This window comes from Rubrilithobacter danxiaensis (genome assembly GCF_047272945.1).
Taxonomy (GTDB): domain Bacteria; phylum Bacteroidota; class Bacteroidia; order Sphingobacteriales; family Sphingobacteriaceae; genus Rubrolithibacter; species Rubrolithibacter danxiaensis.
In genome coordinates, this window is record NZ_JBKOPS010000010.1 from 18,061 (window position 1) to 39,300 (window position 21,240).

At 39.2% G+C, this 21,240-nt stretch carries 23 protein-coding genes; 10 read left to right on the top strand and 13 right to left on the bottom strand.

Annotated features, from left to right (window positions below):
* Positions 1 to 115 precede the first annotated feature (115 nt).
* Complete coding sequence (locus tag ACLCDL_RS13350) at positions 116 to 1,285, top strand: DUF6600 domain-containing protein (RefSeq protein ID WP_423148835.1); 1,170 nt, start codon at positions 116 to 118, stop codon at positions 1,283 to 1,285.
* Positions 1,286 to 1,421: 136 nt separating this feature from the next.
* On the top strand, positions 1,422 to 3,059 hold the full coding sequence (pruA, locus tag ACLCDL_RS13355; protein ID WP_423148836.1) for an L-glutamate gamma-semialdehyde dehydrogenase: 1,638 nt from the start codon (positions 1,422 to 1,424) through the stop codon (positions 3,057 to 3,059).
* An 83-nt stretch (positions 3,060 to 3,142) separates the two neighbouring features.
* On the opposite strand, the gene can is transcribed toward pruA, so the two are convergent.
* The 3 genes from can to ACLCDL_RS13370 form a co-directional block, all read right to left on the bottom strand.
* Positions 3,143 to 3,799, bottom strand: a complete 657-nt coding sequence (gene can, locus ACLCDL_RS13360) for a carbonate dehydratase (RefSeq protein WP_423148967.1) — start codon at positions 3,797 to 3,799, stop codon at positions 3,143 to 3,145.
* A 38-nt stretch (positions 3,800 to 3,837) separates the two neighbouring features.
* A complete protein-coding gene (locus ACLCDL_RS13365; protein WP_423148838.1) occupies positions 3,838 to 5,424 on the bottom strand; it encodes a SulP family inorganic anion transporter in 1,587 nt (528 codons plus the stop codon).
* 76 nt (positions 5,425 to 5,500) lie between these two features.
* Positions 5,501 to 5,830 carry a hypothetical protein gene (locus ACLCDL_RS13370; protein ID WP_423148839.1) on the bottom strand — a complete coding sequence of 110 codons (330 nt, stop codon included), beginning with the start codon at positions 5,828 to 5,830 and terminating at the stop codon, positions 5,501 to 5,503.
* 146 nt (positions 5,831 to 5,976) lie between these two features.
* On the opposite strand from ACLCDL_RS13370, the gene ACLCDL_RS13375 reads away from it, so the two are divergent.
* The 6 genes from ACLCDL_RS13375 to ACLCDL_RS13400 all read left to right on the top strand — a co-directional run bounded on the left by ACLCDL_RS13375 (position 5,977) and on the right by ACLCDL_RS13400 (position 11,073).
* Positions 5,977 to 7,518: an acyl-CoA carboxylase subunit beta gene (locus ACLCDL_RS13375; protein WP_423148841.1), complete on the top strand. Its 1,542-nt coding sequence runs from the start codon at positions 5,977 to 5,979 to the stop codon at positions 7,516 to 7,518.
* Positions 7,519 to 7,605: 87 nt separating this feature from the next.
* Positions 7,606 to 8,487 carry an AraC family transcriptional regulator gene (locus tag ACLCDL_RS13380; protein WP_423148843.1) on the top strand — a complete coding sequence of 294 codons (882 nt, stop codon included), beginning with the start codon at positions 7,606 to 7,608 and terminating at the stop codon, positions 8,485 to 8,487.
* 18 nt (positions 8,488 to 8,505) lie between these two features.
* Complete coding sequence (locus tag ACLCDL_RS13385; protein WP_423148844.1) at positions 8,506 to 8,904, top strand: DUF983 domain-containing protein; 399 nt, start codon at positions 8,506 to 8,508, stop codon at positions 8,902 to 8,904.
* A gap of 100 nt (positions 8,905 to 9,004) precedes the next feature.
* Entirely contained in the window at positions 9,005 to 9,322 is a 318-nt protein-coding gene (locus tag ACLCDL_RS13390) for a hypothetical protein (RefSeq protein WP_423148845.1), read from the top strand.
* A gap of 201 nt (positions 9,323 to 9,523) precedes the next feature.
* On the top strand, positions 9,524 to 9,853 hold the full coding sequence (locus ACLCDL_RS13395) for a GNAT family N-acetyltransferase (RefSeq protein ID WP_423148968.1): 330 nt from the start codon (positions 9,524 to 9,526) through the stop codon (positions 9,851 to 9,853).
* Between the two features lie 62 nt (positions 9,854 to 9,915).
* Complete coding sequence (locus ACLCDL_RS13400; protein WP_423148846.1) at positions 9,916 to 11,073, top strand: MFS transporter; 1,158 nt, start codon at positions 9,916 to 9,918, stop codon at positions 11,071 to 11,073.
* Here the strand turns inward: ACLCDL_RS13400 and ACLCDL_RS13405 are convergent.
* Positions 11,070 to 12,125, bottom strand: a complete 1,056-nt coding sequence (locus ACLCDL_RS13405) for a nucleoid-associated protein (protein ID WP_423148848.1) — start codon at positions 12,123 to 12,125, stop codon at positions 11,070 to 11,072. The genes ACLCDL_RS13400 and ACLCDL_RS13405 overlap by 4 nt on opposite strands.
* Positions 12,126 to 12,244: 119 nt before the next feature.
* Between ACLCDL_RS13405 and ACLCDL_RS13410 the strand changes: the two genes are divergently transcribed.
* Positions 12,245 to 13,354: a M42 family metallopeptidase gene (locus ACLCDL_RS13410; RefSeq protein ID WP_423148849.1), complete on the top strand. Its 1,110-nt coding sequence runs from the start codon at positions 12,245 to 12,247 to the stop codon at positions 13,352 to 13,354.
* A gap of 181 nt (positions 13,355 to 13,535) precedes the next feature.
* Positions 13,536 to 14,438 carry a nucleotidyltransferase family protein gene (locus tag ACLCDL_RS13415; RefSeq protein WP_423148850.1) on the top strand — a complete coding sequence of 301 codons (903 nt, stop codon included), beginning with the start codon at positions 13,536 to 13,538 and terminating at the stop codon, positions 14,436 to 14,438.
* A gap of 182 nt (positions 14,439 to 14,620) precedes the next feature.
* On the opposite strand, the gene dnaK is transcribed toward ACLCDL_RS13415, so the two are convergent.
* From dnaK to map, 9 genes are all read right to left on the bottom strand, one after another.
* A complete protein-coding gene (gene dnaK / locus ACLCDL_RS13420; protein WP_423148852.1) occupies positions 14,621 to 16,534 on the bottom strand; it encodes a molecular chaperone DnaK in 1,914 nt (637 codons plus the stop codon).
* Between the two features lie 225 nt (positions 16,535 to 16,759).
* Positions 16,760 to 17,293, bottom strand: coding sequence for a 50S ribosomal protein L17 (rplQ, locus tag ACLCDL_RS13425; RefSeq protein ID WP_423148853.1), 534 nt, complete (start codon positions 17,291 to 17,293; stop codon positions 16,760 to 16,762).
* Positions 17,294 to 17,365: 72 nt separating this feature from the next.
* Positions 17,366 to 18,358 carry a DNA-directed RNA polymerase subunit alpha gene (locus ACLCDL_RS13430; protein WP_423148854.1) on the bottom strand — a complete coding sequence of 331 codons (993 nt, stop codon included), beginning with the start codon at positions 18,356 to 18,358 and terminating at the stop codon, positions 17,366 to 17,368.
* 62 nt (positions 18,359 to 18,420) lie between these two features.
* A complete protein-coding gene (gene rpsD / locus ACLCDL_RS13435; RefSeq protein WP_423148855.1) occupies positions 18,421 to 19,029 on the bottom strand; it encodes a 30S ribosomal protein S4 in 609 nt (202 codons plus the stop codon).
* A gap of 65 nt (positions 19,030 to 19,094) precedes the next feature.
* On the bottom strand, positions 19,095 to 19,484 hold the full coding sequence (gene rpsK, locus ACLCDL_RS13440; RefSeq protein ID WP_423148857.1) for a 30S ribosomal protein S11: 390 nt from the start codon (positions 19,482 to 19,484) through the stop codon (positions 19,095 to 19,097).
* Between the two features lie 147 nt (positions 19,485 to 19,631).
* Positions 19,632 to 20,009, bottom strand: coding sequence for a 30S ribosomal protein S13 (gene rpsM / locus ACLCDL_RS13445; RefSeq protein ID WP_423148858.1), 378 nt, complete (start codon positions 20,007 to 20,009; stop codon positions 19,632 to 19,634).
* A 30-nt stretch (positions 20,010 to 20,039) separates the two neighbouring features.
* Positions 20,040 to 20,156 (bottom strand): 50S ribosomal protein L36, encoded by a 117-nt coding sequence (gene rpmJ, locus ACLCDL_RS13450; protein ID WP_008506259.1) that lies wholly within the window; start codon positions 20,154 to 20,156, stop codon positions 20,040 to 20,042.
* 1 nt (position 20,157) lies between these two features.
* The gene (gene infA, locus ACLCDL_RS13455) at positions 20,158 to 20,376 is read right to left on the bottom strand and encodes a translation initiation factor IF-1 (RefSeq protein ID WP_021071231.1); all 219 of its coding nucleotides are present in this window, start codon (positions 20,374 to 20,376) and stop codon (positions 20,158 to 20,160) included.
* A 70-nt stretch (positions 20,377 to 20,446) separates the two neighbouring features.
* Positions 20,447 to 21,232 (bottom strand): type I methionyl aminopeptidase, encoded by a 786-nt coding sequence (gene map / locus ACLCDL_RS13460; RefSeq protein WP_423148860.1) that lies wholly within the window; start codon positions 21,230 to 21,232, stop codon positions 20,447 to 20,449.
* Between the last annotated feature and the right edge of the window lie 8 nt (positions 21,233 to 21,240).

The following is a 21,240-nucleotide window of genomic DNA, read 5'->3' on the forward strand; positions in this document are numbered from 1 at the left end:
CATCTTCCCAGGATTTGAATTTAGCAGCATAAATATTTTCCGCGGCAGTAAACCTATTCCTGTTTCCCATCGTCATAAAGATATAAGCGGTTGCTTATACTTAAATTTAAACGATATGGAATTTCTAATTAAATCGCGATTATTTTTCCTTTCTGCCTTTATCGTATTCAATCTTATAAATCCTATACAAACAAATGCCCAAAGCGGCGCCAGCGTTTCTTTTCAGACTTTTTATGATGAATTAGAACCTTACGGGCGGTGGGTTAACGACCCTGAGTACGGCTACATCTGGAGCCCGGACGCAGAACCGGATTTTCATCCATACGTAACCCGCGGGCATTGGGTTGTAACAAACTACGGCAATACCTGGATTTCTGATTACCCCTGGGGCTGGGCGCCTTTCCATTACGGAAGATGGAGCTACAGCGATTACTATGGCTGGTTTTGGGTTCCCGATTACGAATGGGGACCAGCATGGGTTTCATGGCGTTCGGGCGGGGAGTATTACGGATGGGCCCCTCTTCCTCCAAGATCGGGAATACACATCTCTGTTAATATCCCTTTAGTGCGCTGGATTTTTGTCCCTTCCCGTTACATTACACATTATCGTGTATATGATTACTGTATTCCACGTACACGAATCCGTACCATTTACCGCAACACACACTATCTCGATAATTATTACGAGCGTAATAATCGCAGGTATGTATATGGCCCACGGCCCCGCGATATTGAACATGCAACACGTAGCAGGGTTGTAGTACGGAACATACAGGAAACATCGCGGCCGCAACGGGTAGTTGTTAACAACAATTCGGTTAAAATATACAGACCTGAAGTTAACCGGGATGACAGGAATAATTCCAGGCCTGCCAGGGTATGGAATAATACCAGCCGAAACGAGACTCTTGCAGACCGGCCTGAATTGAAGAATAGCAACGAACGTACCGAAAGAAATACGGCCGACAACAGAGCACAAAGACCTTCAAGAAATACAGACAACCATCGAAACTCTCCCGTGCAAGTTGATAATTCACAGAGAGAAACTCGCCCCGCTGTTACTTCAAGACCAGAAAGAGTTTCGCGGGAAAGAGAGCGCAGGGAGCAGCAGCCTCAGGAAAACCGCAGTATTGAACGGGAGCGCAGGCCTTCGCAACCTGAAAGAATTCAGCAAAACACTCCTCCAAGACAGGAGCAAAAACAAAACGAAAACCGCCGCGAGGATCGGGAAAGCAGGCCTTCGCAACCGGCAAGGTCTTCATCTGGAAGACCACAAAGAGGTTAAATACATTTTAAGGTAAAAAGAGCTGTTTGTGTTCAAACAGCTCTTTTTTTATTGCAACTTTGTAATTATAAAACAATCTTGGTTTTTGAGATTATTTAATAAATCCCTTCACAACACCTTCAATAATTAATAAGTTATGCTAAAAGGATTTTTTAATGTACCCGCACCGGTTAACGAACCTATCTTAAATTATGCTCCCGGTAGTAGGGAAAGAGCCTTGTTAAAAGAAGCTATTGAGGCTGCTTATCAGCAGGAAGCGGATATACCGATGTTTATAGGTGGTAAAGAAGTCCGTAGCGGTACAAAAGTCGCTATTCATCCCCCTCATAATCATCAGCATGTTTTGGGTTATTTCCATGAAGGTGACCGAAGCCATGCCGACAAAGCAATTAGTGCGGCGCTTGCGGCAAAGGATAACTGGGAAAGGCTTCCATGGGAACAACGTGCTGCAATTTTTTTGAAAGCTGCCGATCTTATCTCGGGCCCTTACCGGTACAAACTAAACGCTGCTACCATGCTGGGCCAGTCAAAAAATGCCTACCAGGCAGAGATTGACTCCGCCTGCGAAATAATCGACTTTCTTCGCTTTAATGTTAAGTACATGGAAGAAATTTATATGCAGCAACCTCCTGTATCCCCCAAGGGAAGCTGGAACCGGGTAGAACAAAGGCCTTTAGAGGGATTTGTCTTTGCCATAACTCCCTTTAACTTTACGGCTATTGCCGGGAATTTGCCAGCAGCTCCGGCCTTAATGGGAAATGTAGTTGTGTGGAAACCTGCCAATACTCAGATCTATTCAGCACATGTGCTGATGGAAGTTTTCAGGGAGGCGGGATTGCCTGATGGAGTTATTAACCTGATTTTTGTTGATGGCCCCGCGGCCGGGGATGTAATATTCAGTCATCCTGATTTTGCCGGTATTCATTTTACCGGATCAACCAAAGTATTTCAAAGCATCTGGCAGATAATAGGAAACAACATCCATTTGTACAAATCGTATCCTCGCATAGTGGGCGAAACAGGAGGAAAAGACTTTATACTGGTACACGGGTCGGCCGATGCCAAAGCAGCAAACACCGCTTTAATAAGAGGCGCTTTTGAATACCAGGGACAAAAATGTTCTGCAGCTTCCCGGGCTTACATTGCTAGGTCAGTGTGGCCGGAAATAAAAGAATTAATGCTCAAAGACCTTTCCTCAATAAAAGTGGGCCCTGTTGAGGATTTTGGCAATTTTATCAATGCAGTGATCGACGAAAAATCATTTGATAAAATAACAAAATACATAGATGCTGCAAAAAATGACTCCAGACTGGAAGTAATTGCAGGAGGAAACTTTGATAAGTCGAAAGGTTACTTTATAGAGCCTACTGTAATTGTAACAAAAGATCCGTACTACGTGACTATGTGCGAAGAACTTTTCGGGCCTGTGCTAACGCTGCATATCTACGAAGACGACCAGTTTGATCAGGTCCTGAAAACCATTGATAAAACTTCTGTTTATGCTCTTACAGGCGCTGTAATAGCACAAGACAGGTACGCCATTGATAAAGCAACATACGCTTTGCGCAACTCTGCCGGAAATTTTTATATAAATGATAAATGTACAGGCGCTGTAGTTGGCCAACAGCCTTTTGGAGGAGCAAGAGGATCAGGTACAAACGATAAAGCCGGATCCATGATAAACCTGTTGAGATGGGTATCGCCAAGAACAATTAAAGAGACCTTTGATCCGCCAAAGGATTATCGCTATCCTTTTCTTCAGCAAGATCAGTAAAGATTTTAAAAGAGGCTGCATACATTGAAACGTTACAACGGAACGAAGCAATGGCATTTTTATCTGCAGCCTCTTTTCTGTTATTAGTCTAAAGCGAATACTTTGCCCAGATTCTGCGAATTACTGCAAGAAACACCCAGATCTCTTACCAAACCTGTGTGTATATCAATAACCCATCCGTGTATTTCCAGATCTTCACGCTCTTTCCAGGCATTTTGAACTATGGTTGTCTTGCAAAGATTATATACCTGTTCGATAACATTCAGTTCAACAAGCCGGTTAACTTTTGCCTTTTCATCGGTAATCCGGTCAAGCTCATTGCTATGTAAGCGGTAAACATCTTTTATATGCCGCAGCCAATTATCAATTAAACCAAACTGTTTTGAACTGATTGCTGCAGCAACTCCACCGCATTCATAGTGTCCTGCAACAATCACATGCTTAACTTTTAACACATTTACCGCGTAATCAAGCACACTCAGCATATTCATATCCGAATGCACGCACACATTGGCAATATTACGATGGACAAAAACTTCACCGGGTTTGGTATTCGTAAGCTGATTGGCCGGCACTCTGCTATCAGAACATCCTATCCATAAAACTTCAGGATTCTGGCCTAAAGACAATTTCTTAAAATATTCCGGGTCTTTATCCAGCTGGCTTTTCACAAAGTCACGGTTACCCTGAAGCAATTCATTGTATGCCGTCTTTTTCTTTATTTTTAAATCATCGGCCATATCTGAATGAGTATTTTTATTATTGAATTGCATAGTTATTAAATTTTTTCGGGTTTATAGACTGATTTTTTAAGGCTGGGAACTTTATATTCTTCACGAATATTTTTCAGGCTTACTTTTATTTCTTTCGTTTTTGCATTGCATCGGAAATCCTTAATAATTTCCAATACATCCATATCAATAAACCGTGCCCTGCTTCCGTCAATTATCACTTCTGATTGGGAAGGCAACTGATTTAGAGTATGTTGTATAGCTGCCTTGTTCAGAAAGGAAACCTCCTCTGCAAGCCGGATAATCATTACCTTTTTATCTCCGTTTGCTTCCATTTCGTAGAAATAAGGATTGCGAAGGTTGGTACGCAAAATAAAAAACACGCCCACAGCCATTCCAATAGCTACTCCTGTTAAGAGATCTGTAAATACTACAGCGGTAACAGTTACTATAAAAGGTATAAATTGCTCTTTGCCATGTTTCCACATTTTTTGGAACAAGGAAAGCTTAGCCAGTTTATATCCTGTTAAGAGAAGAATTGCCGCCAGACAGGATAAAGGGATCTTGTTTATTAAAGCGGGAATAAGCAGCACCGATAACAACAGCCATAAACCATGCATTATTGCACTTTTCTTTGTTTTTCCTCCTGCATTTACATTTGCTGATGAACGAACAATTACAGCTGTTAAGGGCAATCCGCCAAGCAAGCCACTGCAAATATTACCTGCACCCTGTGCCACTAACTCGCGGTTGGTTGGAGAAACCCGTTTCATTGGAGCTATCTTGTCTACTGCTTCCAGGCTTAAGAGAGATTCAAGGCTGGCTACAATGGCTATGGTAACCGCAATGGTCCATACCTCCTTATTAGTTATTTGCGAGAAATCAGGAAAAGTAAACAGGCCGGTAAATTCATTAAAGGAATTTACCACAGGAATTATAACCAATTGGTTGGGCGCTAAAGCAAAAGCAGAATTTTTAAATGCTTCACTCAACACAACACCAGCAATAACAACCACCAGTGCAGCCGGAACAGTACTGAGCTTTTTTATTTTAGGCCAGTAAATCATAATCAGAATTGAAAGTGAACTGATTATTACTGCTCCATAATTAATCCTGCTGAGTGCGGCAGTAATTGCCGAAAAAGTGTTCCCAGACTCGCTGTAAAAGCTTTCATTCCCCTCATAATCGGCGTCGTAGCCCACAGCATGAGGAAGTTGCTTAAGAATCAGTATTATTCCAATTGCGGCCAGCATTCCCTCAATTACCGCCACCGGAAAATAGCTTGCTATTGTGCCTGCTTTCAGCAGGCCGAGAATAATCTGTAAGATGCCTGCAATTACAACAGCCAAAAGAAAAACTTCAAAAGCGCCTAATTTTGTTATTGCGCCTAAAACAATTACTGTTAGTCCGGCTGCCGGGCCACTCACGCTTAACTGCGATCCGCTTAAAGACCCAACTACTAACCCTCCGATTATACCGGTAAGGAGCCCGGAAAATAAAGGGGCACCAGAAGCAAGGGCGATGCCTAAACAAAGAGGCAGAGCAACCAGAAAAACAACGATACTGGATGGAAGGTCTTTCCGAAGATTATTTATAAAATGAAATTGAGATGCAGACTCATGAGACGCTGCCATAATAAAGCTATTTAATTTAAAAGATACATGAATTATTTCCCGGAAATATTATCCGGGATAAAGAGTAAATTTTAAATTAAGCGTTAGGAGGCGGGGTAGGAATGGAAGGATAAAAACTTCGTCGATGATTGAAATCTTCAAGAATGCTTGCTGGTTTAAACAAAACAAGCAAGGGTGGAAAAAAAGAATACGAAAAATTTGAAGTATTACATAGCTCTTTCCCTATTTTCTCTTTTGCACCATCAGAACCTTTCTCATTTTCAATCTCCAATTGCATAATTACAGAATAGATACACTTCTGATCAAAATTCTCTAATACGAAAGGAGCAATGGCAATAACCATCTTTGCAAAGAAGATAAAGAGAAATATGCTGCAGAAAATTTTCTTTGCAAATCCTTTGCTCATGGTTCTTTAACAGGTAAATCCTTCAGGTCGCAAAGTTAAATAAAATGACGGGTCCTGAGAGTTGTAAAGTAATTTTTACAATTTTAAGCTTAATCGCAGATTAGTCTCTTTAATTTTTAAATTTATAGAATTCATCAACGGCACATATGCAGGAAAAAATAAACCAGTTGCAAAAGACTCAGGAAAAGGCCCTTTCCGGAGGAGGCGCCAAACGGATTGAAAGCCAGCATCAGAAAGGAAAACTAACAGCAAGGGAGAGGCTTCATTTCTTATTGGACGAAAATTCCTTCGAAGAAATTGGAATGCTGGTAACACACCGTTCTTCCGATTTCGGACTTGAGAAAGAAAAATACTATGGCGATGGCGTGGTAACAGGTTATGGCACCATAAACGGGCGACTTGTTTATGTGTACTCTCAGGATTTTACCATCTTCGGAGGTTCTCTCTCAGAAACCCATGCAGAAAAAATCTGCAAAATAATGGATCTTGCTTTGAAAAACGGTGCACCTGTAATTGGATTGAATGATTCTGGCGGAGCAAGGATACAGGAAGGTGTTGTTTCCCTTGGTGGTTATGCCGATATTTTTTACCGAAATACGCTGGCTTCAGGTGTGATTCCTCAAATTTCTGCCATTATGGGGCCCTGTGCAGGCGGTGCTGTTTATTCTCCGGCTATAACAGATTTTATTTTAATGGTTGAACATACTTCCTATATGTTTGTAACAGGCCCTAACGTAGTAAAAACGGTTACACACGAGCAGGTTTCATCAGAAGAACTGGGAGGAGCTTTTACACACGCAACCAAATCAGGCGTTACTCATTTTGCATGTGGAAATGAAATTGAAGCTATCGGGCATATAAAAAGCCTTTTAAGTTACCTTCCGCAGAACTGCGAAGAAAAAGCTCCGGCGATACCTTATCAGGCTGGCGATGAGTTAAGACCTGAATTAAATACTTTTCTTCCCGAAAACATTTCGCAACCCTATGATATCCGCGATATTATTCTTCCGGTAATTGATCCCGGTTCTTTTTTGGAAGTGCATAAAGACTTTGCCGAAAATATGGTAATAGGTTTTGGCAGACTTGCCGGCAAAAGTATCGGCATTGTTGCTAATCAGCCTGCCTACCTTGCGGGAGTGCTTGATATACATGCCTCGACCAAGGCGGCCCGTTTTGTACGGTTTTGCGACAGCTTTAACATACCCTTGCTCGTTTTTGAAGATGTTCCCGGCTTTCTGCCCGGCACCGATCAGGAATGGAACGCCATTATAACTAACGGAGCAAAATTGTTATATGCTTTTTGCGAAGCCACCGTTCCGCGTATTACCGTGATAACCAGGAAAGCTTACGGAGGTGCCTATGATGTAATGAACTCGAAACATATTGGAGCAGATATAAATTTTGCCTGGCCTTCAGCTGAAATTGCAGTAATGGGAGCAAAAGGCGCTGCCGAAATAATTTTTAAAAGGGAAATTTCTTCGTCGGCCAACCCGAATGCGAAATGGCTCGAAAAGGAAAAAGAATATTCAGAAATTTTTGCAAATCCATATCGTGCTGCCGAACGTGGTTTTATTGATGAAATAATTGAGCCGGCACAAACTCGTATAAAATTGATAAAAGCATTTAAAATGCTTGAGAATAAAGTTGTAAATAATCCACGGAAAAAGCATGGGAATATCCCCTTATAATAAATATTGGAAATAAAAAGGTAAAAAGTACCATAAAAGAAGTAAACGCAGCAATGGGCTCTTGTGTAAACTTAGTAATTTTGCAGGGTGAAGCAAGACATCCCTGTTTATGACCTTTGTTCTCTTAAAAATATTCATCATGAAGATCTGTTGATCAGCCGCTTTGCATCGTATCTTGAAAATCATTCCAAATTAATTCTTCCTCACCGGCATTCTTTTTTTCATGTAGTTTATTTCACCAGCGGAAAGGGTAATCACACCATTGATTTTAAGCAATTCCCTGTAAAGCCTTTTCAAATTTATTTTATGATTCCAGGCCAGGTTCACAGCTGGAATTTTGAAGGCCAGGTTGATGGTTATATCATAAATTTTTCTGCCACTTTTTTTCAATCCTTTCTGCTAAAGCCTGGTTATCTACAAAAGTTTCCTTTTTTTAGCGGTATTGCTGATGAGTGCGTTTTGGATGTTCAGCCCTTTTTACAAGAAAGGACAAGGCAATTATTTGAAGATCTGATAGTTGAAACATCAGTTTCTAAAAAAACTGATCTGGATAAATTGAGGATACTAATTCTTCATATTTTTATTCTTGTTGATGAAATAGCTTCAAAACCAAAACAAAGCCCAGCCGCTTCCTATAACTATACTATTCTTAAAAATTTTCAGAAACTCATTGATTTAAATTTCAATAATCTGCGCTTACCTAAAAACTATGCAGAATTACTATTTATTACTCCCAATCACTTAAATGGACTATGTAATGAAATATTAGGAGTTTCTGCAGGCGAACTTATCCGTAACCGAATTGCCCTGGAAGCAAAAAGATTATTAATTAATGCCGATTTGTCTATCTCACAAATCGCGTTTAAACTCAATTTTAAAGACAATTCTTACTTTACCAAATTTTTCAGGAAACAGACGGGAATCACTCCCGAAGAATTCAGAAAAAAAGAACTAAATATTAAAAATTAATATTTATTTAAATAATATATGGCAAAATCATCCGAGTTTTCAGCATTCCTAAAAGCAAAGTGTCCGAGATGCAGGAGAGGTAACATGTTTTCAAATTCCATGTATGGATTAAAACCTCAGAAAATGAATGATACCTGTCCTCATTGTGGCTTACGCTATGAACGCGAACCAGGCTATTTCTATGTTTCCATGTTTATAAGTTATGGATTAAGCGTGGCAGAAATAGTGGCTGTGGGAGTATTGACTTATTTTATTACCGGCAATTCTGAAGATCCTTATTTGTATATCATTGTAACGCTTATTGCCATTATACTGCTTGCACCGGTTAACTACCGATATTCAAGAGTAATTCTTCTTTACTGGCTTACTCCCGGATTACATTATCAACCGGATATGGATAAAGAGAAAATTGTCTGACGCAAACAATTTTTAATTTTTTCCAAAATTCATCTTGATTTCATGTTCCCGGCCGACCTTTGGTTCATCTGCAATTTATCTATGAACTAAAATCAATTTTATGGAACATAAAGGTGCATTATTAGAAAAAGCCGTTAGAAACAGCGATGTTAGCATTACTGACTTAGCAAAGAAACTCAATGTTAACCGCAGGACTTTGTATTATTGGTTTAACAAAAAATATGTACGTGTAGATGTGATGCACGAAATAGGCAAAATTATTCACCGTGACTTTTCGGACACTTTTATTCCTGCAAGGTCCGGTTCGTCAATGAATGAAACAAGGACTTCAGGCAATATCAATCCGGATATCAATTATTGGAAAGATAAGTACCGAAACCTGTTAGACAAATACGAAAATCTTTTACAGAAGCAATAAATAGAAAGATGGTTACCAGGAAAAGGGTTAGAGAAATTTAACCCTTTTTATTTTTTAATACCTTGCTGTTACCGAAACCGAAACTGATTTAGATTGTTTATCATAGACAAAAAATAACTCTCTATGGTTACTATCAGACCCATTTCCCCTAAACAAACCTGACCGGTTCGTTATAAAGTTCTGGACCCGCAAAAGGAATACATTGAAGTTACACCTTTAGACGATTCGCAGGGTGTTCATTTTGGGCTGTATGAAAATGATGAGCTCGTGAGTGTTGTATCTTTATTTAAACATGGCGAAAAGGCCTGGTTAAGAAAATTCGGAACGGTAGAAGAAAAACAATACAAGGGTTACGGAACCCGACTCTTAAATTACCTGATTAACTTCAGCCGTTCTTTTGGTATAAAAAAGCTGGCTTGCAATGCCTGCGATACTGCAGCTTCTTTTTACCGCCGGTTCAAATTTCGCGAAACCAAACGCATCACTAATCAGGACGGATCCTTTATTGAACTGGAACTTGATCTGATATAACAAAGTTCTTTTGTTATTTCATCCTTCTATAAAATTAATCCTCGCAAAAGTATATTTGGCGAATGATTTTACGCCGCACCGAAGTGCTCTTTATGGCTGTTTGTACAGCTTTTATTGTTGCTAATATTTACTATTGTCAGCCTCTTATTATTTTAATAGCCAAAGAATTTCATATACAGGAAGATGTTGCAGGTAAAATAAATTATCTTACCCAGGCCGGATATGCTTCGGGACTTCTTTTCCTGGTCCCTCTGGGGGATATGTTTGAAAGAAAGAAACAGATCCTGATATGTACAGCCTTAACTATAGCCGCTCTGTTGCTGGCAGCCTCTTCGTCCTCTTTTCTTATACTCGAAATTGCTTCTTTTCTAATCGGCTTCAGTTCCATTGTTCCCCAACTTATCCTTCCATTAGCTGCCCATTTAACAAGCGATGAAAAACGCGGGCAAACGGTAGGAACAATTATGGGTGGATTATTAATCGGCATCCTGCTGTCGCGAACGTTAAGCGGAGCTATAGCACATTGGTTAGGGTGGCGCTCTGTATTTTACATTGCTTCGGTAATTTGCCTCCTGATCCTTATTATTATTGCTGCCGCTTTTCCAAAAAGCAAACCCGAATACAAAGGAAGCTATGGGCAGCTAATGGCCTCTTTAAAAACACTTATCCGAACCCAGCCTCTGCTAAGGGAAACGTCGCTTATAAATGTACTTTCGTTTGCAGTTTTTAGTGCTTTCTGGTCAATAATGGTTCTTTTACTGGCAAACTCCCCTTTTGAATATTCAAGCGATCAGATAGGTTTATTTGGTCTGGCAGGTGTTGCCGGGGCCTTTGCTGCTCCCTTAATTGGCAAATTAAGCCACTCAAAAGAACCGCGGGCGGTGGTAAGAATCGGATTATTCTTACAGCTTATCAGCTTTGTCCTGATGTACTTTGTCAATTATTCCGTACTGATTCTTATTCTGGCAATAATTATTCTTGATATTGCACAGCAATCCGTTCACGTTACAAACCAAACTCGTATTTACTCCCGCTTACCCGAATCACGAAACCGCTTAAATACTGTATTCATGACGGCGAGCTTCATTGGGGCAGCTTTAGGGTCTGCCGCCGGTTTAGCGTTATGGAATTTAGGCAAATGGCACGGGACAGTAACCGGCTGTATTGTTCTTATTGTTGTAAATCTGATTCTCTTTACTATCTTAAAAAGAAAAAATTAACTCTCCTCTTTATAAAATACTTTGTAATAATTCATTCCTTTTTCGTCGTCAAATCCTTTCTCTATTAATTCCCTGTCACCATGAATATAAATATGAAAGTTCCTGTCGAGCTTTAAAACACTCTTATATACTCTCGCCTGCTTTTTTACGGCAGGGGCAGAAATATCAAAGCTATCTGCTAGTTCCAGGTTAAATTTTTCTTCAAACTGTTGTTTGTAGTTTTTAAATGAAGCCTTTGCCTCTTCATTTCCCAAAACTACTTCAGTAAACTCATCCTCGTTAAAGGCCTCTTTCTCTTTAAAATAATTAATGGATTTATTCAGCAGGTCTATTTTATCCGCTTTATTCAAATCAAACTCCTGGTCGAGTTGTTCGGTTACATAATGCTTATACATGGATAAATAATTCTGCGTATGCTGAAAGTTATCCTCTCTGATCTTCAATTGTAAGAATTCATCCGTCCAGTAAAGCGCTTCGGTAGATTTATTGGTATTATCAATAACACAAACCTTATACCCCTCACTTTTATCAGTATTAAAAACCAGGCAACCTTTATCCAATTTATTAATATTAATAGCCTGGGGTTCGTACTCAATGGAAAAGCCATTCTTTTCAGGAAACACTTTTAGATACGTTTCTTTATTTTCAGACTTGAATATGCCCATGGCCTTATGCTGCTCTCCTTCAATCTGAAGATTTTCGAAAACCGCTATGTACAATTCACCACTTTTTATTTTTGGATGTTTAGCTATCTGATGCAGATGTCGTGCAATAGATTCGGATGTTGTTAAAAATCCGGAAGGATCGTCAAAAACAGCAGTTGCAAAATTAAAAATCTCATTCAATTCCAGATTTCCGCTCGAATGATGTAACCGGTAAACTTCATTCACCTGCTGAAATGATTTCAGGAGATACGACGTTAGCAATCCCTTCAGATTCTCATCTTCCAGCCGGATCTCATTCTCAGAAATTACAAGATGTTCTTCAAGAGAAGGATTTCCTACCCAATGTACAATTAATTGATTTATCGAAGATTCAAAAGCGCTAACCATTCGCCAAAATAAGGCACGAAATTTTAAAGCAACAAATCTTAATCATTTTTATTTTAATGATATTAGCAAAACTATTTAAAAACCTACAGCACGTATATTTACATTTTTAATAAAAAGCTATGGCCAAAGAAACTGAAGAAAACAATCACGTAAAAGTTGTTAACGACGATTCATTAAAGTTTTTTGAAAAATATATCAATAACCCGTCTCCTACCGGTTTTGAGTGGGAAGGGCAGCGTTTATGGCTGGACTATATAAAACCGTATATAGATGAACATTATGTTGATAATTATGGAACAGCGGTTGGTGTAATAAACCCACAAGCGGATTTCAAAGTAGTTATTGAAGCTCATGCCGATGAGATTTCCTGGTTTGTAAATTACATTACAAAAGACGGACTGATCTATGTAATCCGCAACGGCGGATCAGATCATCAGATTGCTCCGTCAAAACGTGTAAATATTCATACCGAGAATGGTATTGTAAAAGCCGTCTTCGGCTGGCCCGCAATTCATACCCGCAGTGGTGAAAAAGAAGAAGCACCTACGCTCAAAAATATTTTTCTTGATTGCGGCTGCACTTCTAAAGAAGAAGTAGAAGCTTTGGGCATTCATGTAGGTTGCGTGATCACTTACGAAGATGAATTTACAGTGCTGAACGATCGTTATTATGTTGGAAGAGCATTAGATAACCGTGCAGGAGGTTTTATGATTGCCGAAGTAGCCCGTTTATTAAAGGAAAATAATAAACAGCTTCCTTTTGGTTTATACATAGTTAACTCTGTACAAGAAGAAGTGGGACTACGCGGTGCAGAAATGATTGCCAACAGGATAAAACCGAATATTGCAATAGTTACCGATGTAACGCACGACACACAAACACCCATGATAAATAAAGTGGTTCAGGGCGACCTGGCCTGTGGGAAAGGGCCGGTTATTTCGTACGCACCATCCGTTCATAATAATTTAAATAAGGTGTTGGTAAAGGCTGCTGAAGAAAACAAAATTCCTTTCCAGAGGCAGGCATCTTCTCGTTGGACAGGAACAGACACCGATGCATTTGCTTACTCAAACGATGGCGTTGTTTCTGCACTTATATCTCTTCCGCTACGTTATATGCACACTACCGTTGAAATGATTCATAAAGAAGATGTCGACAACGTTATCCGCCTCATCTATGAGTCTTTATTATTAATTGAAAACGGGCAAGATTTCAGATATATCCGCTAATACAGAATAAACCGTATCTGAATGCGTTATAGTATTTCATAGGAACCCCAAAAGGCAGCGAAAAAATAGGTATTTCGCTGCCTTTTTCCATATACAGTCAAACAATTTCTGCTTAAAGTGCTTATTAGTACGTTTTTCTTCTTTAAATATTTAGTAATATCGCAATCCTTAACTACAAAAAATGAAACCAACCTTACTAATTTTAGCTGCCGGAATGGCCAGCCGCTACGGAAGTATGAAACAAGTCGACGGATTTGGGCCAAATAACGAAACTATTATTGATTATTCTATTTACGACGCTATCCGTGCAGGCTTTGGAAAAATTACCTTTATTATACGTGAAGAATTTTTAGATAGCTTTAAATCTATATTCGAACCTAAACTAAAAGGCCGTGTTGAGATAGACTATGTATTTCAAAGTTACGACCTCACTCCTTTCGGCATCAATAAAACTATTGAAAGACAAAAGCCATGGGGTACAGGACATGCAGTACTATCCGCAAGAAACCAGATAAATGAACCTTTCTGCGTAATAAATGCAGATGATTTTTATGGATATGATGCTTTTGAGAAAATGGCTGCTTTCTTAAATAATGAAGTAAGAGATGATCTTTATTCACTTATGGGATATGAAGTAGATAAAACGCTTTCAGAGCATGGATCTGTATCACGGGGCATTTGCAAAGTTTCTCCGGAAGGAAATTTGCAGCAAATTAACGAGCGCACCAAGGTTTATATGAAAGATGGACAGATTGTTTATGAAGACGAAGACGGAACAGTAACTCCTCTGGATGAAGATGCACGTGCTTCCATGAACTTCTGGGGTTTTACACCCGCAATTTTCGGACAAACTGAAGCCATATTCAAACGTTTTGTTGAAGCAAATGAAAACAATCCGAAAGCAGAATTTTTCATTCCGCTTATGGCTGAAGAACTCGTAAAAACCGGAGTTGCCAATTTTAAAGTTATTCCTACTTCTTCAAAATGGTTTGGCGTAACTTATAAGGAGGACAAGCCTATTGTACAAAAAAGTTTGGCAGATTTAGTGGCTAACGGCACTTATCCCGAAAAGTTATGGGATTAAGAAAATAGCTCATAAAAATTCATTTGACCGATCCCGCAAAGCGGGATTTTTTTATTTCCTAATAAATCACAGTTATCTCTTCTAATAACATAACATAACATAACATAATCTAAAAGCAGAAAAAGCTGCTCTACGAGCAGCTTTCCTATCATAATTAATGTATAACCGACTTAAGGTCTGACTTATTTTTTGTCGTCTTTTACTTCTTCAAAATCTACATCCGTAACATGATCTTCCGGTGCTCCGCCAGGATTTGCTGAGGCATCTGCCCCTGCTGCCTGGTCAGGTGCTCCCTGAGTTGCTTTATACATCTCTTCAGAAGCTGCATTCCATGCATTTTGAAGTTCGGTCTGTGCACTTTCCATTTCTGCAAAGTTTTTAGAAGCATGAGCATCTTTCAAGCGTTTCAATGCACTTTCTATCGGATCTTTTTTATCAGAAGAAATCTTTTCGCCATATTCTTTCAGTTGTTTCTCTGTCGAGAATATCAAGGCATCAGCAGCATTTAACTTATCAACCTCTTCTTTCGCCTGTCTGTCTGCTTCTGCATTTCTTTCGGCTTCTTCACGCATCTTTTTGATCTCTTCATCGGTCAGGCCGGAAGAAGCTTCAATACGTATTTTCTGCTCTTTATTAGTTGCTTTATCTTTTGCTGAAACATGCAGAATACCATTCGCATCTATATCAAATGTTACTTCAATTTGAGGGATACCACGAGGTGCAGGTGGAATTCCGTCCAAATGGAAACGGCCAATAGTACGGTTATCTCTCGCCATTGGGCGTTCTCCCTGTAAAATATGAATTTCTACAGAAGGCTGGTTATCTGAAGCTGTTGAGAAAGTCTCTGATTTTTTTGTTGGAATGGTTGTATTTGCTTCAATCAATTTAGTCATTACGCCACCCATAGTTTCAATACCAAGAGAAAGCGGAGTAACGTCAAGAAGTAACACATCCTTAACTTCGCCTGTTAATACACCACCCTGAATAGCCGCACCGATTGCGACCACCTCATCGGGATTAACACCCTTTGAAGGTTCTTTTCCAAAAAAGCTTTTCACGGCTTCCTGAATCGCAGGAATACGGGTAGAACCACCAACCAGGATAATTTCATCTATATCACTTGTTGATAATCCGGCATTCTTAAGGGCAGAACGGCATGGTTCAATAGTCCTTTTAATAAGGCTATCTGCAAGCTGCTCAAATTTTGCCCGGGACAATGTTCTTACAAGGTGTTTAGGCCCGGTTTGATCGGCAGTGATATAAGGTAAATTAATTTCAGTTTGAGTAGAGCTTGAAAGCTCGATTTTAGCTTTTTCAGCAGCTTCTTTCAAACGTTGTAAAGCCATAGCATCCTTGCGAAGATCCATTCCATTTTCATTCTGGAATTCTTCTGCCAGCCAGTCGATAATTACCTGATCAAAGTCATCACCACCTAAATGGGTATCACCATCCGTTGATTTTACTTCAAAAACCCCGTCGCCCAATTCAAGAACTGAAACGTCATGAGTACCACCACCGCAATCAAATACCGCGATTTTCATATCCTTATGCGCTTTATCTAACCCATAGGCAAGAGCAGCTGCAGTAGGCTCATTAATTATACGACGAACATTTAAGCCTGCAATTTCACCGGCTTCCTTGGTAGCCTGGCGCTGAGCATCATTAAAATAAGCAGGAACTGTAATTACTGCTTCTGAAACTTCCTGTCCAAGAAAATCTTCTGCTGTTTTCTTCATTTTCTGAAGAATCATAGCTGAAATTTCCTGAGGAGTGTATTTACGGTCGTCTATTTCTACACGTGGAGTATTATTATCACCCTTTACCACAGAATATGGCACACGCTGTATTTCCTTTGTTACTTCATCATAACTATTACCCATAAAACGTTTTATTGAGTAAATAGTCTTTCTAGGGTTAGTAATAGCTTGACGTTTAGCAGGGTCTCCTACCTTACGTTCTCCGTTTTCTACAAAAGCCACAATGGATGGCGTAGTGCGTTTTCCCTCACTGTTAGCTATTACAACGGGTTCATTACCCTCCATAACGGCTACGCATGAGTTTGTTGTTCCTAAGTCGATACCAATAATTTTTGACATTTTAATATATCCTTTCTAAGATTTTTAATTCAGATAGATTGTAAATCCGAAAGGAAACAGCAAGGGTTATGCCAATTTCACATTGTCAGTTGATTTGGGTAAGTGACAGTCAAATGATATTTAAGATTAAACGCTGTCGAATTAAAAAATGACAGCTTGTCAGAATAAAACTAAAAGCGGCAATGATTAGGTTCATTGCCGCTCTTAAAATAATAGTAATAAGTATTATTTAGCTTCTTCTGCAGAATCTTCAGATTGTGGAGCTTCAGGTGCTTCTTCAACAACCGGAGTTTCTACAGCTGCTTCAGCTGCAGCGGTATCCGATTTCTTAGCCTTACCTGAACTACGACGACGTGTTGCTTTCTTCTCTGGCTGAGCAACACCGTCATTTTTAAACGTTTCATTGTAGTCAACCAGTTCGATCAATGCCATTTCTGCATTATCTCCCAAACGATTGGCTAACTTTAAAATCCGGGTATAACCACCGGGACGATTAGCTACTTTTTCAGCTACTTCGCGAAATAGAAGAGTAACCACCTCTTTGTTTTGAAGGTAACTAAATACAGTACGACGAGAGTGTGTAGTATCGTTCTTAGATTTAGTAATTAAAGGCTCAACGTATTTGCGAAGTTCTTTCGCTTTTGCCAATGTTGTTTGAATCCTTTTATGCAGGATTAAAGATGATGCCATGTTAGCCAGCATTGCTTTACGATGGCTATCGGTGCGGCCTAAGTGATTGTGTTTTTTTCCGTGTCTCATTTTCTTAGTGTTTCGTGCATACCGTTTCGCAAAAAGGCGAAGGAATTATGCAACAGGTCGCTTTTTATTAAATTATTCTTCGTCTAATTTATATTTAGAAAGATTCATTCCGAAAGAAAGTCCTTTTGACTTAACCAAATCCTGAATTTCTGTTAACGATTTCTTACCAAAGTTTCTGAACTTCAGCATATCTGCCACATCGTAGGAAACAAGATCGGCAAGCGTGCGAATATCTGCTGCTTTAAGACAGTTCAGCGCACGTACAGAAAGATCAAGGTCAACCAGTTCAGTTTTAAGGATTTTACGCATATGAAGGATTTCTTCATCAACTTCCTTAGTTTCTTCTTTAGCCTGCGCTTCAAGCATAATATTCTCATCAGAAAATAACATGAAGTGGTGGATAAGAATTTTTGCGGCTTCTTTTAAAGCGTCTTCCGGATGAATAGAACCGTCAGTATTAATATCAAGAACTAACTTTTCGTAGTCAGTTTTTTGCTCTACACGATAGTTCTCAATAGTATATTTAACGTTCTTAATAGGAGTATAAATAGAATCAATTGCTATTACACCTACAGGTGCATCGGCATTCTTATTCTCTTCGGCCTGGATATAACCTCTTCCTTTGTTTACCGTAAGTTCAACTTCAAGTGTAACTGAAGTTTCCATGTTACAGATAACCAGATCAGGATTTAAAACAGTGAAATTACTAGAGAATTTAGTAATATCACCTGCAGTAAATTTATCCTGGCCGTTAATAATTACAAATATTTTTTCAGAATCGCCAGACTCGCCGGTCTTTTTAAGACGAACTTGCTTTAAGTTCAGGATGATCTCAGTAACGTCTTCAACAACTCCTTTAATAGTTGAAAACTCATGAGAAACACCTGAAAAACGAACGGAGGTAATTGCATATCCTTCTAATGAAGATAACAAAATACGTCGTAAAGCATTACCAATAGTAACACCGAAACCAGGTTCCAACGGGCGAAATTCGAATGTGCCGTCGAAATCAGTTGATTTCTGCATGATTACTTTATCAGGTTTCTGAAATGCTAAAATTGCCATTTATTTCGTGTTAAATGTTTGAAAATGGATAAAGCTGCCTCTAAGGCAGCTGATATATTGTATTACTTAGAGTATAACTCGACGATAAGGTTTTCCTTAATATTTTCAGGAATCTCATCACGGGTTGGATAATTCAGGAACTTACCTGAAAAATTAGTTGCATCCCACTCTAACCAATTGTATTTATTTATTTTTCTTCCTGCTACTGAATTTGTAACTGCTTCTAAAGCTTTAGAACGTTCGCGAACAGCTACTACATCGCCTGCACGTAAAGAATATGAAGGAATGTTTACAACTTCACCATTTACAGTGATATGTTTGTGGCTTACAAGCTGGCGGGCAGCAGAACGAGTTGGTGCAATCCCAAGACGATAAACCGTATTATCTAAACGCGCTTCCAGAAGCTTCAACAAATTTTCACCTGTGATCCCTTCTTTAGATGAAGCTGTATGGAATAAGTTTTCGAACTGACGCTCTAAAACACCATAAGTATACTTTACTTTTTGTTTCTCCATCAACTGGATTGCATATTCGGATTGTTTTCCTCTGCGCTTTGAAGCACCATGCATTCCCGGAGGATAATTTTTTCTTTCTAATGCCTTATCAGGGCCAAAGATAGGCTCTCTGAATTTACGGGCGATTTTGGATTTTGGACCTGTGTATCTTGCCATTGTTTTCTCTTTAAAGTATCATGCAACCTGTAGCCGCAGAATCTTATCTTTAAAATTATTGTTAATTAAACTCTTCTTCTTTTAGGAGGACGACAGCCGTTGTGAGGCAACGGAGTAATATCCTTTATAGTTGTTACTTCAATACCCGCAGTTTGTAAAGTACGTATAGCCGACTCGCGACCAGCCCCCGGGCCTTTTACAAAAACTTCAACTTTGCGTAAACCTAAGTCGAACGCTACTTTACCACAATCTGCAGCAGCTTGTGACGCAGCGTAAGGAGTATTCTTTTTAGAGCCTTTAAAACCCATCTTACCAGCAGATGACCATGAAATTGCCTGGCCCTGGCTGTTGGTTAAGGTTACAATGATATTATTAAATGTAGCGTTAATGTGTGCCTGACCTACCGGTTCTACTACAACAATACGCTTTTTGGTTACTTTTTTAGTCTTAGCCATTTTTTTGAGATTTGAGATTTGAGATGATGAAACCTGGAATATTTAAACTCGCAGCTCCGGTACCCCATATCTTTTTTTATCTTTTTATTCCGAGAGATCTGACAGCATGATGTTGCCATCTGATGCCCATCTCTCATCTATTATTTTCTATTTAGTAGCCTTTTTCTTGTTAGCAACTGTTTTACGTTTTCCTTTACGTGTACGGGAGTTATTCTTTGTTCTCTGTCCGCGTACAGGTAAACCTTTACGATGGCGTAACCCTCTGTAACAGCCAATATCCATTAAACGCTTGATATTTAACTGTACTTCAGAGCGTAAAGCACCTTCTACTTTTATCTGATCGTTGATAATACCACGAATGGCTGTTAATTGATCATCGGTCCATTCTTGTACTTTTACATCATAACCAATACCAGCCTGATCTAAAATGCTTTGAGCTGTAGATCTGCCGATACCATAAATGTAAGTAAGTCCGATCTCTCCTCTTTTGTTTCTTGGTAAATCAATACCTGCTATCCTTGCCATTTATTATTTCTTGATAGTTTACTATTATAATTAACCCTGACGCTGTTTGTACTTAGGATTCTTCTTGTTTATCACGTAAAGCTTTCCTTTACGACGAATAATCTTGCAATCAGCGCTGCGTTTTTTTATTGATGCTCTAACTTTCATCTTATTTATATCTATACGTTATCCTGCCTTTTGTTAGGTCGTAAGGAGACATTTCCAATTTTACCTTATCACCCGGTAAAATTTTAATGTAGTGCATTCGCATTTTCCCGGATATATGAGCAATAATCTCATGACCATTTTCCAGTTCAACGCGAAACATTGCATTTGATAATGCTTCCTTTATTATACCGTCTTGTTCAATAGAGGCTTGTTTAGCCATATTTTATTGATTTTTACTTAATTAAGCCCAAACTTTCGGGGACGCAAAATTAAATAAAAAATTTTATATTTTACTTTTTTTGTTCTAAAACTTCTTCAATATACTCGAATGTGGTTAATACATCCGCTTTACCCTTTTTAATAGCAACAGTATGTTCAAAATGTGCAGAAGGCTTTCCGTCAGAGGTACTGACTGTCCAGCCATCCTTCCAGAACTTCACTCCTGCCCTACCCAGATTAATCATCGGCTCTATAGCCAGCACCATTCCTTCTTCAAGCTTTATTCCGGATCCTCGCTTACCATAGTTTGGTACTTCAGGTTTCTCATGAAGTTTCAATCCGACACCATGACCAACAAGTTCCTTCACAACTCCGAATCCGTTCTTCTCAGCATGCTCCTGAACTGCAAAACCAATATCTCCTATCCGATTCCCCACTACCGCTTTCTGAATGGCAAGGCTTAAACACTCCTGAGTTACCTGTAATAGCTTTTTCACTTCGGATGTTACTTCACCTACAGGAAATGTATAGGCAGAATCTGATATATACTTATCAAGGATTACTCCACAATCAACAGAAATTATATCTCCGTCTTTCAGCTCATAAGTTCCCGGAAATCCGTGAACTACCTGGTCATTAACAGAAATACAAAGAGACCCGGGGAATCCGTTATGATTTAAGAAGGCCGGAATACCACCATTATCACGAATATACGCTTCGGCAATTTTATCAAGTTCGATAGTTTTGACACCAGGCTTAATTGCTTTAGCGATTTCAGCATTCGTTTTAGAAAGAAGCAAAGAACTTTTTCTTATAGCCTCTACTTGCTCTGCAGACTTATAATTTATCTTTGGCATGAGGCTTT

Bases quoted from the DNA above. Each gene is read 5' to 3' on its own strand.
- ACLCDL_RS13350 (WP_423148835.1), top strand. From the start codon at position 116: ATGGAATTTCTAATTAAATCGCGATTATTTTTCCTTTCTGCCTTTATC.
- pruA (WP_423148836.1), top strand. From the start codon at position 1,422: ATGCTAAAAGGATTTTTTAATGTACCCGCACCGGTTAACGAACCTATC.
- can (WP_423148967.1), bottom strand. From the start codon at position 3,799: ATGGCCGATGATTTAAAAATAAAGAAAAAGACGGCATACAATGAATTG.
- ACLCDL_RS13365 (WP_423148838.1), bottom strand. From the start codon at position 5,424: ATGGCAGCGTCTCATGAGTCTGCATCTCAATTTCATTTTATAAATAAT.
- ACLCDL_RS13370 (WP_423148839.1), bottom strand. From the start codon at position 5,830: ATGAGCAAAGGATTTGCAAAGAAAATTTTCTGCAGCATATTTCTCTTT.
- ACLCDL_RS13375 (WP_423148841.1), top strand. From the start codon at position 5,977: ATGCAGGAAAAAATAAACCAGTTGCAAAAGACTCAGGAAAAGGCCCTT.
- ACLCDL_RS13385 (WP_423148844.1), top strand. From the start codon at position 8,506: ATGGCAAAATCATCCGAGTTTTCAGCATTCCTAAAAGCAAAGTGTCCG.
- ACLCDL_RS13390 (WP_423148845.1), top strand. From the start codon at position 9,005: ATGGAACATAAAGGTGCATTATTAGAAAAAGCCGTTAGAAACAGCGAT.
- ACLCDL_RS13400 (WP_423148846.1), top strand. From the start codon at position 9,916: ATGATTTTACGCCGCACCGAAGTGCTCTTTATGGCTGTTTGTACAGCT.
- ACLCDL_RS13405 (WP_423148848.1), bottom strand. From the start codon at position 12,125: ATGGTTAGCGCTTTTGAATCTTCGATAAATCAATTAATTGTACATTGG.
- ACLCDL_RS13410 (WP_423148849.1), top strand. From the start codon at position 12,245: ATGGCCAAAGAAACTGAAGAAAACAATCACGTAAAAGTTGTTAACGAC.
- ACLCDL_RS13415 (WP_423148850.1), top strand. From the start codon at position 13,536: ATGAAACCAACCTTACTAATTTTAGCTGCCGGAATGGCCAGCCGCTAC.
- dnaK (WP_423148852.1), bottom strand. From the start codon at position 16,534: ATGTCAAAAATTATTGGTATCGACTTAGGAACAACAAACTCATGCGTA.
- rplQ (WP_423148853.1), bottom strand. From the start codon at position 17,293: ATGAGACACGGAAAAAAACACAATCACTTAGGCCGCACCGATAGCCAT.
- ACLCDL_RS13430 (WP_423148854.1), bottom strand. From the start codon at position 18,358: ATGGCAATTTTAGCATTTCAGAAACCTGATAAAGTAATCATGCAGAAA.
- rpsD (WP_423148855.1), bottom strand. From the start codon at position 19,029: ATGGCAAGATACACAGGTCCAAAATCCAAAATCGCCCGTAAATTCAGA.
- rpsK (WP_423148857.1), bottom strand. From the start codon at position 19,484: ATGGCTAAGACTAAAAAAGTAACCAAAAAGCGTATTGTTGTAGTAGAA.
- rpsM (WP_423148858.1), bottom strand. From the start codon at position 20,009: ATGGCAAGGATAGCAGGTATTGATTTACCAAGAAACAAAAGAGGAGAG.
- rpmJ (WP_008506259.1), bottom strand. From the start codon at position 20,156: ATGAAAGTTAGAGCATCAATAAAAAAACGCAGCGCTGATTGCAAGATT.
- infA (WP_021071231.1), bottom strand. From the start codon at position 20,376: ATGGCTAAACAAGCCTCTATTGAACAAGACGGTATAATAAAGGAAGCA.
- map (WP_423148860.1), bottom strand. From the start codon at position 21,232: ATGCCAAAGATAAATTATAAGTCTGCAGAGCAAGTAGAGGCTATAAGA.